The sequence below is a fragment of the Enterobacter sp. MGH85 genome, assembly GCF_001037655.1.
Classification (GTDB): domain Bacteria; phylum Pseudomonadota; class Gammaproteobacteria; order Enterobacterales; family Enterobacteriaceae; genus Enterobacter; species Enterobacter intestinihominis.
The window spans coordinates 4556473-4571530 of record NZ_KQ089925.1 but is presented as its reverse complement, the minus strand read 5'-3'; the positions used below and the strand labels follow the sequence as shown (position 1 = coordinate 4571530).

Genomic DNA, 15058 nt, shown 5'->3' with positions numbered 1-15058 from the left:
AGTCTTCTTACCAGACGTACGTCAGCAGGCTTTGTGAATCTGGCACCATGAAGTCTACGGACATCATCACGGACAGGGAGGTGATGGCGACAATCGAGAACACAAACAGCTTGCGTGCCCAGACCTTGTCATCTTCCACTTTGTAACCGCGCAGAGCCATGCCGAGCCACCAGACGCTCACCGCAGCGGCCACCACCAGATATTTATATCCGGCGTAACCGCCCAGAGAGAGCATCAGCGTTGCCACGGCAAAAGCGATGATGTACAGCGTGATGTGGTTTTTGGCAACTGAGATGCCTTTCACGACCGGCAGAACCGGAATGTTCGCTGCCTGATAATCCTTAAAGCGGAAAATCGCGATGGCGTAGGAGTGCGGCATCTGCCACAGGCTAAAGATAGCCAGCAGGATCAGCGCACCGCTGTCGAACTCGTTCGTGACGGCGCAGTAGCCAATCACCGGCGGCGCAGCGCCGGAGAGAGAACCAATCAGCGTGCCGTAGACGGAGTGGCGTTTCATATACAGGCTGTAGACGCCTACATACACCACGAACCCCATCACCCCCAGCCAGCAGGCCAGCGGGTTAGCACCAAACCACAGCAGCATAAAGCCAGCAATACCCAGCAAGGTGGCGTACACCAGCGAGACGGAAGGAGCAATCAGGCCTTTAACCAGCACCCGATTTTTGGTCCTTTCCATCTTCTTGTCGATATCCATGTCGATGTAGTTGTTAAATACACAACCGGACGCAACCACCAGTGACACACCGACCAGCGTGTAAATAAAGAGGGTGTAATCAATGCTGCCTTTAGAGGCCAGCAGGAACCCTCCGATTACGGAGATCAGGTTGCCAAAGATGATGCCTGGTTTCGTGACTTGCAGGTATTGCTTAAACATACTCGCCGCTCTTAGTGAACCATCATGTTGTAGTTAAGGTTCCACATAATCCAGATGGAACCGACTACCAGGATAGCGATGATAATCACGGTAAAGATAAAGGCCGTCATGTTCCAGCCTTCATCGGACTTGGTGTTCATGTGCAGGAAGCAAACCAGATGCACCAGAATCTGAATCACCGCGGTCACCAGGATTGCGCCCAGGATAACCGGCTTAGATGCAGAACCGTTCATCACCATCCAGAACGGGATCACCGTCAGGATGATCGACAGGATGAAACCTGTCATGTAGGTTTTTACGCTGCCGTGGGAAGCGCCATGATCGTTAGAATGACTCATTACATCGCCCCCATCAGATAGACAACAGAGAACACACAGATCCATACCACGTCCAGGAAGTGCCAGAACAGGCTCAGGCACATGATACGGGTACGGTTAGTACTGGTCAGGCCGCGACGGGAGATCTGGAACATCAGCACTGCCATCCAGATCAGACCAGAGGTCACGTGCAGACCGTGGGTGCCGACCAGCGCGAAGAACGCTGACAGGAAGCCACTGCGATCCGGACCAAAGCCTTCCGCAATCAGGTGATGGAATTCATAGATTTCCATCCCGATAAAGCCAGCACCAAACAACCAGGTCAACGCCAGCCAGGAAACAACCTGGCTTTTGTTGTTTTTGTACATGGCGATAGCCGCCATGCCGTAGGTGATGGAGCTGAATAACAGCAGTGCGGTTTCAACCAGAACGAACGGCAGCTCAAAGATGTCCTTACCGGTCGGGCCGCCCGCTGTGCCGTTCACCAGAACGGCATAGGTTGCGAACAGACAGCAGAACAGGATGCAGTCGCTCATCAGGTAGATCCAGAAACCGAAGACTTTCGTCGGTCCTGTATCATGGTGCGCATGTTCATGCGCGTGGGCAGTCGAGTGCGCCAGAGTATCAGTTGCCATTTTTCAGCCCCGCTTTAGAAATCTCGTCAAAATGCTGGTTTTCCAGCTTTTCAACTTCACGGACTGGTACGTAGTAGTCCACGTCCTCGTCAAAGCTCTTCACAATCCAGCTGATTACGATGCCAGCGAAGCCAACAATCGCCAACCACCAGATGTGCCAGATCATTGCGAAACCAAATACCGTTGCGAAGGCGGCAATCACGATGCCCGCACCGCTGTTTTTCGGCATATGGATCTCTTCGTAATGTTCAGGTTGCTTGTACGCTTCACCTTTTTCTTTCATTTCCCAGAATGCGTCACGCTCATGAATGTGCGGCACTACGGCAAAGTTATAGAACGGAGGTGGAGAAGAGGTAGACCACTCCAGCGTACGGCCACCCCACGGGTCACCGGTCAGGTCGCGGTTCAGGTTACGGTCACGGATAGACACGTAGTACTGAATCAGCTGGCACAGGATACCGCAGGCAATCAGCGCGGCGCCGCCCGCTGCAATCATCAGCATCGGATGGAACTGCGGATCGATCTGCTGGCTCAGACGACGGGTCATCCCCATGAAGCCCAGCACGTACAGCGGCATAAACGCCACGAAGAAGCCGATGATCCAGAACCAGAACGCGCGTTTGCCCCATTTTTCGTTCAGGGTGAAACCGAACGCTTTTGGCCACCAGTAGGTCACACCTGCGAAGCAGCCGAAGACGACGCCGCCGATGATAACGTTATGGAAGTGCGCAATCAGGAACAGACTGTTGTGCAGGACAAAGTCAGCGCCCGGAACCGCCAGCAGCACGCCGGTCATCCCACCTACGGAGAAGGTCACGATGAAGCCGATGGTCCACAGCATCGCTGAGTGGAACTGGATACGGCCCTGGTACATGGTGAACAGCCAGTTGAAGATCTTAACCCCGGTCGGGATCGCGATAATCATAGTGGTAATACCGAAGAAGGCGTTTACGTTGGCGCCCGCACCCATGGTGAAGAAGTGGTGCAGCCAGACGATGAACGACAGGACGGTAATACACACGGTTGCCCACACCAGAGAGGTGTAACCAAACAGACGTTTACGCGAGAAGGTTGCCGCGATTTCGGAGAACACACCGAACACCGGCAGAACCAGAATGTACACTTCCGGGTGACCCCAGGCCCAAATCAGGTTGATGTACATCATCATGTTGCCACCCATATCATTCGTGAAGAAATGGGTACCCAGATAGCGATCCAGGGTCAGCAGCGCGATGGTGACGGTCAGAATTGGGAACGACGCGATAATCAGGACGTTGGCGCACAGAGATGCCCAGGTAAATACTGGCATCTTGAACATCGTCATACCTGGTGCACGCATCTTCAGGATGGTCACGAAGAAGTTAATACCGGTCAGGGTGGTACCGACACCGGAGAGCTGAAGCGCCCAAATCCAGTAGTCAACGCCCACGCCCGGACTGTACTCAATTCCCGAAAGTGGCGGGTAGGCCAGCCAGCCGGTCTGAGCAAATTCGCCCACACCCAGTGACAGGTTAACCAGGATAACGCCGACAACGGTGAACCAGAAGCTCAGGTTGTTCAGGAACGGGAACGCAACGTCGCGCGCGCCGATTTGCAGCGGAACGACAACGTTCATCAGACCGATTACCAGCGGCATCGCCACGAAGAAGATCATGATAACGCCGTGAGCGGTAAAGATCTGATCGTAGTGGTGCGGTGGCAGGAATCCGGCTTCGTCCGCAGACGCAAGCGCCTGCTGGCTACGCATCATGATTGCATCCGCAAAGCCACGAATTAACATGACGATACCGACGATGCAGTACATGATGCCGAGTTTTTTGTGGTCAACCGAAGTCAGCCACTCGTTCCACAGGTAGCTCCACTTACCGAAGTAAGTGATCAGGCCAACTAAGGCCGCGCCACCAATGATAATTGCAGCAATCGTAACCATGATAATGGGTTCATGGTACGGCACCGCATCCAATGTCAATTTTCCGAACATTTTCTTCCTCGGCCCCTTAGTGAGCGGTTTCCGCGTGGCTCATGTCCATGCCTTCCATACCCTGGTGCGTGTTGTGCTCGCCTTCAGGCTGGGTCATGTCCATGCTCATGCCGTGATCCATAAATTTGCCAATAACATCTTTGAACAGATTCGGTTTCACGTTAGAGAAGTACTCCACCTTGTTGTATTCGCTAGGTGCAGCCACTTTTTCGAACGCCGCCATGTCAGACATGGTGTTTGGAGACTGCTTCGCTTTTGCAACCCACTGGTCGAAAGTCGCGCGGTCTGGCGTAGCGATAGCTTTGAACTTCATACCCGAGAAGCCCGGGCCACTATAGCTGGCGGAGATACCGTCGTAGGTGCCTGCTTCATTCGCAATCAGATGCAGGTTAGTCTGCATACCGGCCATCGCGTAAATCTGGCTGCCCAGACGTGGGATGAAGAAGGAGTTCATTACGGAGTTGGAGGTCACTTTGAACTGAACCGGAGTGTTCGCCGGGAAGGCGATTTCATTCACGGTAGCAATGCCCTGTTCTGGATAGATGAAGAACCATTTCCAGTCCATGGAGACCACTTCAATAGTAATGGGTTTTTCATCGTGAACCAGCGGTTTGCTCGGCTCAAGTGCGTGAGTGGTTTTCCAGGTCAGTACAGCAAGGAACAGGATGATCAGAATAGGTACCGTCCAGACCACAGCTTCCACTTTATTGGAGTGTGACCAGTTAGGGCTATACTTCGCATCTTTATTGCTCGCACGATACTTCCAGGCGAAACCAACAGCCATCAAGATGGCAGGAATAACCACAATCAACATCAGGCCAAAAGCCGTCAGTATCAATGAACGTTGTTCCAGTCCAATCTGTCCTTTGGGGTCTAGTAGTGCAGAATCGCAGCCACTGAGTAATACAGTGCCTGCGAATAATGACAACCATCCCAAACTTTTATTGTATTTCCTGAGTCTCATTTAACGACCTCAATTCCACGGGAGTCTGGTGGCGTTTAAAGTGTGGGGGCATTTTACGGGAAGGTTACATTACTGTAAACATCATTAGCCCTGTGTCAGGAAGGTGTTACTGGGTTCTGCCGCACATGTCACAAGTGTTGCAAATTATGTCGCGTTTCCAGACGGAAGCCGCACGGAGTGAGCGTTATAACGAAAGGGTGCCCCAGCATACCGCAAAAGGGACAATTGGTATAACCCTTGCGAAAAACACACAATTAGTTAACAATTAATTATCAATAAAAAGACAACTAAAAAACGAAAATTCAATGTTTCGAATGCTGAATCGTTTAATGAAAAATAGCGTAGCGAAATAAGCTCCAATAATTTCCGAATGCTATCCCGCACAAAACAACAAATATTTTTTTTGTCGATGGCGGTTATTTCACCGTTATAATTTCGGGCTGTTATTACAACGGGAAATAACCTTTCGCTTTTTACTTCATGTCATCTGCGTTTTTCGTAATGACATGAAATCCAGCATCCCACCCGTCAGGATCCCCGCCAGAGCGAGAAACACACCTGCATCAAGCAGAAGGGTTTCAAAAGGAAGTGACAAGTCGGTAGTCGCATTCATGATGAGCACCGTGAGCCACCCTACCAGGACAAGACAACCTGCCATTAGCAGACGCAGGGCAAACCGATAGGCAGCGTGATATTCCGTGCGCGGCATGAAGTGTTCCGTCCGCTGGGTATATTCCAGCGTCTGGCGACAGACCAGCAGCAATAAAATCCCCGGCACGGCCGCCACCACCGAGAAGAGATAAAAGGTCGGCCAACCGTAGGCTTCAACAAACCAGCCCGCGACGGGGCCAACGTATACGCGCCCGACGGCGGAAAGGGCAGAGAGCAGCGCAAACTGGGTAGCGGAAAATGACTTATTGCACAGCGTCATCAGCAGGGCGACAAATGCCGCAGTGCCCATACCGCCGCACAGGTTCTCAAAGAATACCGCCGTCCCCATACTGATCATATTCTTGTCGGTGATCGACAGCAGCCAGTAACCGGCATTCGAAGCGCCCTGAAGGATGCCAAATATCAGCAGAGCGCGGAACAGCGTCAGGCGCTGCATCAATACGCCGCCGTACAGCGCGCCGACAATCGTGGCAAACAGCCCCAGGGTTTTGTTCACCACGCCGACCTCGCCCGCATCAAACCCGACGCCGCGGATCAGGAAGGTAGTGGTCAGACTCATGGCGAAAGCGTCGCCAAGCTTATAAAGGACAATAAGCAGCAGGATCAGCCAGGCATTATTGCGACCAAAGAAGTCGCGCAGCGGTGCGGCGACGGCCTGCTCCAGCGAGCGTGGAACCGGGATCACATCGCTCGGTTCAGGCGCGAACAGGGTGGCAATAATGCAGGGGATCAGCAGTGCGGCCATCAGCCAGTACATGCCCTGCCAGCCGAGATAGCGGTCAGCAAGCCACAGTGCGAGTCCGCCGGAAACCAGCATACCCAGGCGGTAGCCGAGCACGCTGATTGCCGCACCGGCGCCACGCTCTTCTGCTGACAGGACGTCCGTTTTCCAGGCGTCAAAAACAATGTCCTGCGAGGCGGAGCAGAAGGCGATGACCACCGCAAGCGCGGCCATCCAGCGCAGCTGCGTTGACGGTTCAAGGAAACCCATTGCGGCAATGGCGAGCAACAGCAGCACCTGCGTCATCACTAACCAGCCGCGACGGCGCCCGAGGAACGGTGGGGTATAGCGATCCATCACTGGCGACCACAGGAACTTAAAGACGTAAGCCTGGCCGACGAGCGAGAAGAAACCAATGGTTTTAAGATCGATGTTCTCAACCGTCATCCACGCCTGTAACGTGCCGGAGGTGAGCGCAAGGGGTAAACCGGAGGCGAAACCCAGGATCAGCAGAATAGCTGATTTCGGTTGCTGGAAAATGCGTAAGTAGTGACTGGACATGTTCTTATGAACTGACCCGGTGAAGCACCGGGTCAGTCAGCAGGATTAACGTGCGTTCTGCTTGATGAAGTCGTGAATGCTGGTGTCCTGTGCCATGTCGGCAATGGTGTCAGTCAGCACGCTGTTAACCGCGTTAGCGATATTTTTGTTGGAGGCCTGGAATGCGCCTTCAACGGAATAGCTTGCACGGTAGTTTTTGTTCATCTTGTTGCCGTTCTTCGCGGTAGCGATGATGGAGATATCGGCTTTGGTCGCAATGTTGTAGCGAACGTTACCCTGGGAGACGTCAGCGTACAGGTTGTTCACGATGATTTGCAGATCAACCGCGCCGCTTGGGCCAATCATGTAGCCACGGGAGGTCATCTGTTTTTCCAGTACTTCCTGCAACAGGAAGCGCAGGTCGCGGGAAGCGGTCAGCGTAACCTGCTGGTTGTCGCGAGTCACTTTCGCCAGCGCCTGGTCCTGACGCTGATCGGCGCCATTAATGCTGACCGTCACGCCCATCAGGCTTGGATCCTGCTGAGGCAGGGTAATTTTTGGTGAAACGTCAATGGTCGTCGGCGGGGTTGCGCAACCGGCGAGCATAAAGAGTGCTACCAACGGAAAGAAGATTTTTTTTAACATTTTCGGGTTCTCAACGAATCGTAAGCAAAGAGAGAAAAATTGCCGCCATCATAACATCGCCAACGGCCAGGGGAAGTGGTCAACGCATGTAAATTCATCGCCTTGTCCGAAAACTGACCACCTTTCCGCTTTTCTCTGCCTGTAAGTGACAAAACGTACGAACCTCATAGTGAACTTCATCCGTTTGGATGAGAAAATCAGACGAAAGCTAAATATTTGTTGTCACGGTGTAATGGAACCGGTAAAAGCGGCTAATATTTAAAGGGATGGGTGACATCTTAGCGTTGTCGGAGGAGTGATTTCATGATGATACGTGAACAGATAGAAGAAAAATTAAGGGCAGCGTTCAACCCTGTGTTTCTCGAAGTTGTCGACGAAAGCTATCGTCATAACGTGCCGGCAGGTTCTGAAAGCCACTTCAAAGTGGTTCTGGTCAGCGATCGCTTCACGGGAGAACGTTTCCTGAACCGACACCGCTTGATCTACAGCACCTTGACGGAAGAACTCTCCACAACCGTACATGCGCTGGCGCTGCATACCTACACCATTAAGGAATGGGAAGGGCTGCAGGATACGGTATTCGCATCACCGCCTTGTCGGGGTGCAGGCACCATCGCCTGATAAATCGGATTTGCAACCGCCGGAGTTTTTCCAGTATGTTGCTTACAGATTTCGTCAAAGCGGCCTTCGGGCCGTTTTGTTTTGTCTGAGTTTTGAGCGGATGGCGCGTTTTTAAGGCTAAAAATAGCCTTAAAGTGTGAAAAAAGCCGCAGCAACATGCTCCAACCGTTCTCGACTCACCTAAGTGATGCCGCTATAATGCCGCGTCTTATTGAATGTCTTCGGGATGATTCTGGCGACAGGGAATGTGAATCTGCACATAAGAGAGCATCCCGGTATAACAGACAGATTCAGAGTTGACCGAGCACTGTGATTTTTTTGAGGTAACAAGATGCAAGTTTCAGTTGAAACCACTCAAGGCCTTGGCCGCCGTGTAACGATTACTATCGCTGCTGACAGCATCGAAACTGCTGTGAAAAGCGAGCTGGTCAACGTAGCAAAAAAAGTACGTATTGACGGCTTCCGCAAGGGCAAAGTACCAATGAATGTTGTTGCTCAGCGTTATGGCGCTTCCGTGCGTCAGGATGTGCTGGGTGAACTGATGAGCCGCAACTTTATCGACGCGATCATCAAAGAAAAAATCAATCCAGCCGGCGCGCCAAACTACGTTCCAGGTGAATACAAGCAGGGCGAAGACTTCACCTATTCCGTAGAGTTCGAAGTGTACCCGGAAGTTGAGCTGAAAGGTCTGGAATCAATCGAAGTTGAAAAACCGATCGTTTCCGTGACTGACGAAGACGTTGACGGCATGCTGGATACCCTGCGTAAGCAGCAGGCGAACTGGAAAGAGAAAGAAGGCGCTGTTGACGCGGAAGACCGCGTAACCATCGACTTCACCGGTTCAGTAGACGGCGAAGAGTTCGAAGGCGGTAAAGCGTCTGATTTCGTACTGGCGATGGGCCAGGGTCGTATGATCCCAGGCTTCGAAGACGGTATCAAAGGCCACAAAGCAGGCGAAGAGTTCACCATCGACGTGACCTTCCCTGAAGAATACCACGCTGAAAACCTGAAAGGTAAAGCAGCGAAGTTCGTCATCAACCTGAAGAAAGTTGAAGAGCGCGAACTGCCAGAACTGACTGAAGAATTCATCAAGCGTTTCGGCGTGGAAGATGGTTCTGTTGCGGGTCTGCGTGCTGAAGTGCGTAAAAACATGGAGCGCGAGCTGAACGGCGCTGTACGTAACCGCGTGAAGTCTCAGGCGATTGAAGGTCTGGTGAAAGCGAACGACATCGACGTTCCTGCTGCTCTGATCGACAGCGAAATCGACGTTCTGCGCCGTCAGGCTGCACAGCGCTTCGGTGGCAACCAGCAGCAAGCGATGGAACTGCCACGCGAGCTGTTCGAAGAGCAAGCGAAACGTCGCGTTGTTGTTGGCCTGCTGCTGGGCGAAGTGATTCGTACCCACGAGCTGAAAGCTGACGAAGAGCGTGTGAAAGGCCTGATCGAAGAGATGGCTTCTGCATACGAAGATCCATCAGAAGTGATCGAGTTCTACGGTAAGAACAAAGAGCTGATGGACAACATGCGCAACGTTGCACTGGAAGAGCAGGCTGTTGAAGCGGTACTGGCGAAAGCGAAAGTAACCGAAAAAGAGACCTCTTTCACCGAACTGATGAACCAGCAGGCGTAATTTCGCCCCAACGGTTTAAAGTTTGAACAAAAAACCCGTTGCCCTCCGGCGACGGGTTTTTTTTATCACAGCTTTAGTCCTGGAAGGGTGCTAAAACGCCCTTTCAGTGTTAGCGTTACAACAAAACGTTGTTATGCTTGAAATAGGGCATGGCGACCCCCATTAGTATGTAATCACGATGATTGAGACTGGCTGATAATCCGTCCATAAGGTTACAATCAGTACAGCAGGTGTTTTCAATTTTGAACCAGGAGACGGAAATGTCATACAGTGGCGAACGAGATAACTTTGCACCCCATATGGCGCTGGTGCCAATGGTTATTGAACAGACCTCACGCGGTGAGCGATCTTTCGATATCTATTCCCGTCTGCTCAAGGAACGCGTTATCTTTCTGACCGGCCAGGTGGAAGACCATATGGCTAACCTGATCGTGGCGCAGATGCTGTTCCTGGAAGCGGAAAACCCGGAAAAAGACATTTACCTGTACATCAACTCGCCGGGCGGTGTGATTACGGCGGGCATGTCTATTTATGACACCATGCAATTCATCAAGCCGGATGTCAGCACCATCTGTATGGGACAGGCGGCGTCCATGGGGGCTTTCCTGTTAACCGCAGGGGCGAAAGGTAAGCGTTTCTGCCTGCCTAACTCCCGCGTGATGATTCACCAGCCGCTGGGTGGTTACCAGGGCCAGGCGACGGATATTGAAATCCACGCCCGAGAAATTCTGAAAGTAAAAGCGCGCATGAATGAACTTATGGCGCAGCATACGGGTCAACCACTCGAGCAGATCGAGCGCGATACCGAGCGCGATCGCTTCCTGTCTGCACCTGAGGCAGTTGAGTACGGCTTAGTCGACTCCATTTTGACCCATCGTAATTGATGCCCGCGACGCGAGTGTGCCGCTATACTAATTTAGGGCGGCACGTTGCCTGTAAGCAGCTTGCGTCTGAGTATGGCATTTGCGTCGTCATGTGCGGCACATAGAACTTAAAAAGAGGTTTGGACTCATGACAGATAAACGCAAAGATGGTTCGGGCAAACTGCTGTACTGCTCTTTTTGCGGCAAAAGCCAGCATGAAGTGCGTAAACTGATTGCCGGGCCGTCCGTGTATATCTGCGACGAATGCGTCGATTTATGTAACGACATCATTCGCGAAGAGATTAAAGAAGTCGCGCCGCACCGTGAGCGCAGCGCGTTACCAACACCACACGAGATTCGCCACCACCTGGACGACTATGTCATTGGTCAGGAGCAGGCGAAAAAAGTGCTGGCGGTGGCGGTATACAACCACTACAAGCGTCTGCGTAACGGCGATACCAGCAATGGCGTGGAACTGGGCAAAAGTAACATTCTGCTGATCGGGCCTACGGGTTCCGGTAAAACGTTGCTGGCAGAAACGCTGGCGCGCCTGCTGGATGTTCCGTTCACCATGGCGGATGCCACCACCCTGACCGAAGCCGGTTATGTGGGCGAAGACGTTGAAAATATTATCCAGAAGCTGCTCCAGAAGTGCGATTACGACGTACAGAAAGCCCAGCGCGGGATCGTCTATATCGATGAGATTGACAAAATCTCCCGTAAATCAGACAACCCATCCATCACCCGTGACGTCTCGGGCGAAGGCGTGCAGCAGGCGCTCCTGAAGCTGATTGAAGGTACGGTTGCGGCTGTTCCACCGCAGGGTGGGCGTAAACATCCGCAGCAGGAATTCTTGCAGGTTGATACCTCCAAAATCCTGTTTATCTGTGGTGGTGCGTTTGCAGGCCTGGATAAAGTGATCTCTCACCGTGTGGAAACCGGCTCCGGCATTGGTTTTGGCGCAACGGTGAAAGCTACGTCTGAAAAACCAAACGAAGGCCAGCTGCTGGCGCAGGTTGAACCGGAAGATCTGATCAAATTTGGTTTGATTCCGGAATTTATCGGCCGTCTGCCGGTTGTGGCGACCCTGAACGAACTGAGCGAAGACGCGCTGATTCAGATCCTGAAAGAGCCGAAAAACGCGCTGACCAAGCAGTATCAGGCGCTGTTTAATCTGGAAGGCGTTGAGCTGGAATTCCGTGACGAAGCACTGGACGCGATTGCAAAGAAAGCGATGGCGCGTAAAACCGGTGCCCGTGGCCTGCGTTCTATCGTGGAAGCAGCATTGCTCGACACGATGTACGATCTTCCTTCTATGGAAGATGTCGAAAAAGTCGTGATCGACGAGTCCGTCATTGGTGGCCAGACCAAGCCGTTACTGATTTACGGTAAACCGGAAGCGCAGCAGGCATCTGGCGAATAATTCACCATTTCATACAATCAGTTAATCAAAAAGGGGGGATTTTATCTCCCCTTTACTTTTTCCGTATTCATGGCGTTGAATGTATGGGAAACATCCCCATATACTGGATTACATGTTAATGGTTGTGTGAAGCACAGTTACATGACCAGTTTACCTGGCGGACACTAAACTAAGAGAGAGCTCTATGAATCCTGAGCGTTCTGAACGCATTGAAATCCCCGTATTGCCGTTGCGCGATGTGGTGGTTTATCCGCACATGGTCATACCCTTATTTGTAGGGCGGGAAAAATCTATCCGTTGCCTCGAAGCCGCCATGGATCATGATAAAAAAATCATGTTGGTTGCGCAGAAGGAAGCATCAACGGATGAGCCGGGTGTAAACGATCTTTTCACCGTCGGGACCGTGGCCTCTATTTTGCAGATGCTGAAGCTGCCAGATGGCACCGTGAAGGTGCTGGTGGAAGGCTTACAGCGCGCGCGTATTACCACTCTGTCAGACGATGGCGAGCACTTCTCTGCGAAGGCAGAGTACCTTGATTCACCGGAACTTGATGAGCGCGAGCAGGAAGTGCTGGTACGCACCGCGATCAGCCAGTTTGAAGGCTACATCAAGCTGAACAAGAAAATCCCACCTGAAGTGCTGACGTCGCTGAACAGCATCGACGATCCTGCACGTCTGGCGGATACCATCGCTGCGCACATGCCGCTGAAGCTGGCTGACAAACAGTCCGTGCTGGAAATGTCCGACGTTAACGAACGTCTGGAATACCTGATGGCGATGATGGAGTCTGAGATCGATCTGCTCCAGGTTGAGAAGCGCATTCGCAACCGCGTCAAAAAGCAGATGGAAAAATCGCAGCGTGAGTACTATCTGAACGAGCAAATGAAAGCCATTCAGAAAGAGCTCGGCGAGATGGACGATGCGCCGGATGAAAACGAAGCGCTGAAGCGTAAGATCGACGCGGCGAAGATGCCGAAAGAGGCGAAAGAGAAAGCCGAAGCTGAGTTGCAGAAGCTGAAAATGATGTCTCCGATGTCGGCGGAAGCGACCGTTGTACGCGGCTACATTGAGTGGATGGTTCAGGTTCCATGGAATGCCCGCAGCAAGGTCAAAAAAGACCTGCGTCAGGCACAGGAAATCCTTGATACCGACCACTATGGCCTGGAACGTGTGAAAGACCGCATTCTTGAGTACCTCGCGGTACAGAGCCGTGTGAACAAAATCAAAGGTCCAATCTTGTGCCTGGTAGGGCCTCCAGGGGTGGGTAAAACCTCTCTGGGCCAGTCCATCGCCAAAGCGACCGGACGTAAGTACATCCGTATGGCGCTGGGCGGCGTGCGTGATGAAGCGGAAATCCGCGGTCACCGCCGTACCTATATCGGTTCTATGCCGGGCAAGCTGATCCAGAAGATGGCGAAAGTGGGCGTCAAAAACCCGCTGTTCCTCCTCGACGAGATCGACAAAATGTCTTCGGACATGCGTGGCGATCCGGCGTCGGCGCTGCTTGAAGTGCTTGATCCAGAGCAGAACGTGGCGTTCAGCGATCACTATCTGGAAGTCGACTACGACCTGAGCGATGTGATGTTCGTGGCGACGTCGAATTCCATGAACATTCCGGCACCGCTGCTGGACCGTATGGAAGTGATCCGTCTGTCCGGTTATACCGAAGACGAGAAGCTGAACATTGCTAAGCAGCACCTGCTGCCGAAGCAGATTGAACGTAACGCGCTGAAAGCTAACGAGCTGACCGTTGAGGACAGCGCTATTGTCGGCATTATTCGTTACTACACCCGTGAAGCGGGCGTGCGTAGCCTTGAGCGTGAGATCTCTAAACTGTGCCGTAAGGCGGTTAAGCAGCTGCTGCTGGATAAGAGCCTGAAGCACATCGTGATTAACGGCGACAATCTGCATGCTTACCTCGGCGTTCAGCGCTTCGACTATGGCCGTGCGGACAACGAAAACCGCGTTGGTCAGGTGACTGGACTGGCGTGGACGGAAGTGGGTGGCGATCTGCTGACCATTGAAACCGCCTGTGTACCGGGTAAAGGCAAGCTGACCTACACTGGCTCGCTCGGTGAAGTGATGCAGGAGTCCATCCAGGCAGCGTTGACCGTGGTGCGTGCGCGCGCGGAAAAACTGGGTATCAACCCGGATTTCTACGAAAAACGCGACATTCACGTTCACGTTCCGGAAGGGGCGACGCCGAAAGATGGCCCAAGCGCGGGTATTGCTATGTGTACGGCGCTGGTTTCCTGCCTGACGGGGAACCCGGTCCGTGCTGATGTGGCCATGACTGGTGAAATTACGCTGCGTGGTCAGGTACTGCCCATCGGCGGGTTAAAAGAAAAACTGCTGGCGGCACACCGTGGTGGGATCAAAACCGTATTGATTCCTTACGAGAATAAACGCGATCTGGAAGAGATTCCGGACAACGTTATTGCCGATTTGCAGATCCATCCGGTGAAACGCATTGAGGAAGTTCTGACTCTCGCACTGCAAAATGAACCGTCCGGAATGCAGGTTGTAACCGCAAAATAGTGACCTCGCGCAAAGAGCGCTAATAAAAACAAGGCTGGTAAGTCATTTCGTACTTGCCAGCCTTTTTTTGTATAGCTAATTTAGATTGCTGATTGGGTTAGCCATCAACAACGGGTGTTGTAAGGTCATAGCAGGACTGATATAACTGCTGCGCGGTCGCGCTGTGAAGGATTCAGGTGCGATATAAATTATAAAGAGAGGAAGAGAACAGTGAATAAATCTCAACTGATTGACAAAATTGCTGCGGGTGCTGATATTTCTAAAGCTGCAGCTGGACGTGCTTTAGATGCTTTAATTGCTTCTGTTACTGAATCTCTGCAAGCTGGGGACGACGTTGCACTGGTAGGCTTCGGTACTTTTGCGGTTAAAGAGCGTGCTGCCCGTACTGGCCGCAACCCGCAGACCGGTAAAGAGATCACCATTGCTGCCGCTAAAGTGCCGGGTTTCCGTGCAGGTAAGGCGCTGAAAGACGCAGTAAATTGATTGCTTTCCCGCTCCAGGGAAGCTGAAAAGTACAAGGGCGCATCGTTTGATGTGCCTTTTTTGTTTGTCCAGACCTGATTTGTGCGAGTTTATGCGAGTTGTGGGCTGACAATTGCCCTGTTTTCTTGT

The 15058-nt window shown here is 52.3% G+C and carries 13 protein-coding genes; 6 read left to right on the top strand and 7 right to left on the bottom strand.

Going from position 1 to position 15058, the window contains the following annotated elements:
• Positions 1-7 precede the first annotated feature (7 nt).
• The 7 genes from cyoE to SK51_RS21810 all read right to left on the bottom strand — a co-directional run bounded on the left by cyoE (position 8) and on the right by SK51_RS21810 (position 7370).
• Positions 8-895 (bottom strand): heme o synthase, encoded by an 888-nt coding sequence (cyoE, locus tag SK51_RS21845; protein WP_022647242.1) that lies wholly within the window; start codon positions 893-895, stop codon positions 8-10.
• A gap of 11 nt (positions 896-906) precedes the next feature.
• Positions 907-1233, bottom strand: coding sequence for a cytochrome o ubiquinol oxidase subunit IV (locus tag SK51_RS21840; RefSeq protein WP_006809888.1), 327 nt, complete (start codon positions 1231-1233; stop codon positions 907-909).
• Positions 1233-1847 (bottom strand): cytochrome o ubiquinol oxidase subunit III, encoded by a 615-nt coding sequence (locus SK51_RS21835; RefSeq protein WP_022647243.1) that lies wholly within the window; start codon positions 1845-1847, stop codon positions 1233-1235. The genes SK51_RS21840 and SK51_RS21835 overlap by 1 nt, the downstream gene beginning before the upstream one ends.
• A complete protein-coding gene (cyoB, locus tag SK51_RS21830) occupies positions 1837-3828 on the bottom strand; it encodes a cytochrome o ubiquinol oxidase subunit I (protein ID WP_048207121.1) in 1992 nt (663 codons plus the stop codon). Before cyoB ends, SK51_RS21835 begins: the two co-directional genes overlap by 11 nt.
• 16 nt (positions 3829-3844) lie before the next feature.
• A complete protein-coding gene (cyoA, locus tag SK51_RS21825) occupies positions 3845-4792 on the bottom strand; it encodes a cytochrome o ubiquinol oxidase subunit II (protein ID WP_006809886.1) in 948 nt (315 codons plus the stop codon).
• Positions 4793-5270: 478 nt separating this feature from the next.
• On the bottom strand, positions 5271-6746 hold the full coding sequence (gene ampG, locus SK51_RS21815) for a muropeptide MFS transporter AmpG (protein WP_023305583.1): 1476 nt from the start codon (positions 6744-6746) through the stop codon (positions 5271-5273).
• Between the two features lie 45 nt (positions 6747-6791).
• On the bottom strand, positions 6792-7370 hold the full coding sequence (locus tag SK51_RS21810) for a lipoprotein (protein ID WP_022647246.1): 579 nt from the start codon (positions 7368-7370) through the stop codon (positions 6792-6794).
• Between the two features lie 303 nt (positions 7371-7673).
• On the opposite strand from SK51_RS21810, the gene bolA reads away from it, so the two are divergent.
• From bolA to hupB, 6 genes are all read left to right on the top strand, one after another.
• Positions 7674-7991 (top strand): transcriptional regulator BolA, encoded by a 318-nt coding sequence (gene bolA, locus SK51_RS21805; protein ID WP_003859051.1) that lies wholly within the window; start codon positions 7674-7676, stop codon positions 7989-7991.
• 331 nt (positions 7992-8322) lie between these two features.
• The gene (gene tig / locus SK51_RS21800) at positions 8323-9621 is read left to right on the top strand and encodes a trigger factor (RefSeq protein ID WP_006809881.1); all 1299 of its coding nucleotides are present in this window, start codon (positions 8323-8325) and stop codon (positions 9619-9621) included.
• Between the two features lie 260 nt (positions 9622-9881).
• On the top strand, positions 9882-10505 hold the full coding sequence (clpP, locus tag SK51_RS21795) for an ATP-dependent Clp endopeptidase proteolytic subunit ClpP (protein WP_006809880.1): 624 nt from the start codon (positions 9882-9884) through the stop codon (positions 10503-10505).
• A 127-nt stretch (positions 10506-10632) separates the two neighbouring features.
• A complete protein-coding gene (gene clpX / locus SK51_RS21790; RefSeq protein ID WP_006809879.1) occupies positions 10633-11907 on the top strand; it encodes an ATP-dependent protease ATP-binding subunit ClpX in 1275 nt (424 codons plus the stop codon).
• Positions 11908-12091: 184 nt separating this feature from the next.
• Positions 12092-14446, top strand: coding sequence for an endopeptidase La (gene lon, locus SK51_RS21785; protein ID WP_006809878.1), 2355 nt, complete (start codon positions 12092-12094; stop codon positions 14444-14446).
• A gap of 210 nt (positions 14447-14656) precedes the next feature.
• Complete coding sequence (gene hupB / locus SK51_RS21780) at positions 14657-14929, top strand: nucleoid-associated protein HU-beta (protein WP_002444653.1); 273 nt, start codon at positions 14657-14659, stop codon at positions 14927-14929.
• Positions 14930-15058: the final 129 nt, after the last annotated feature.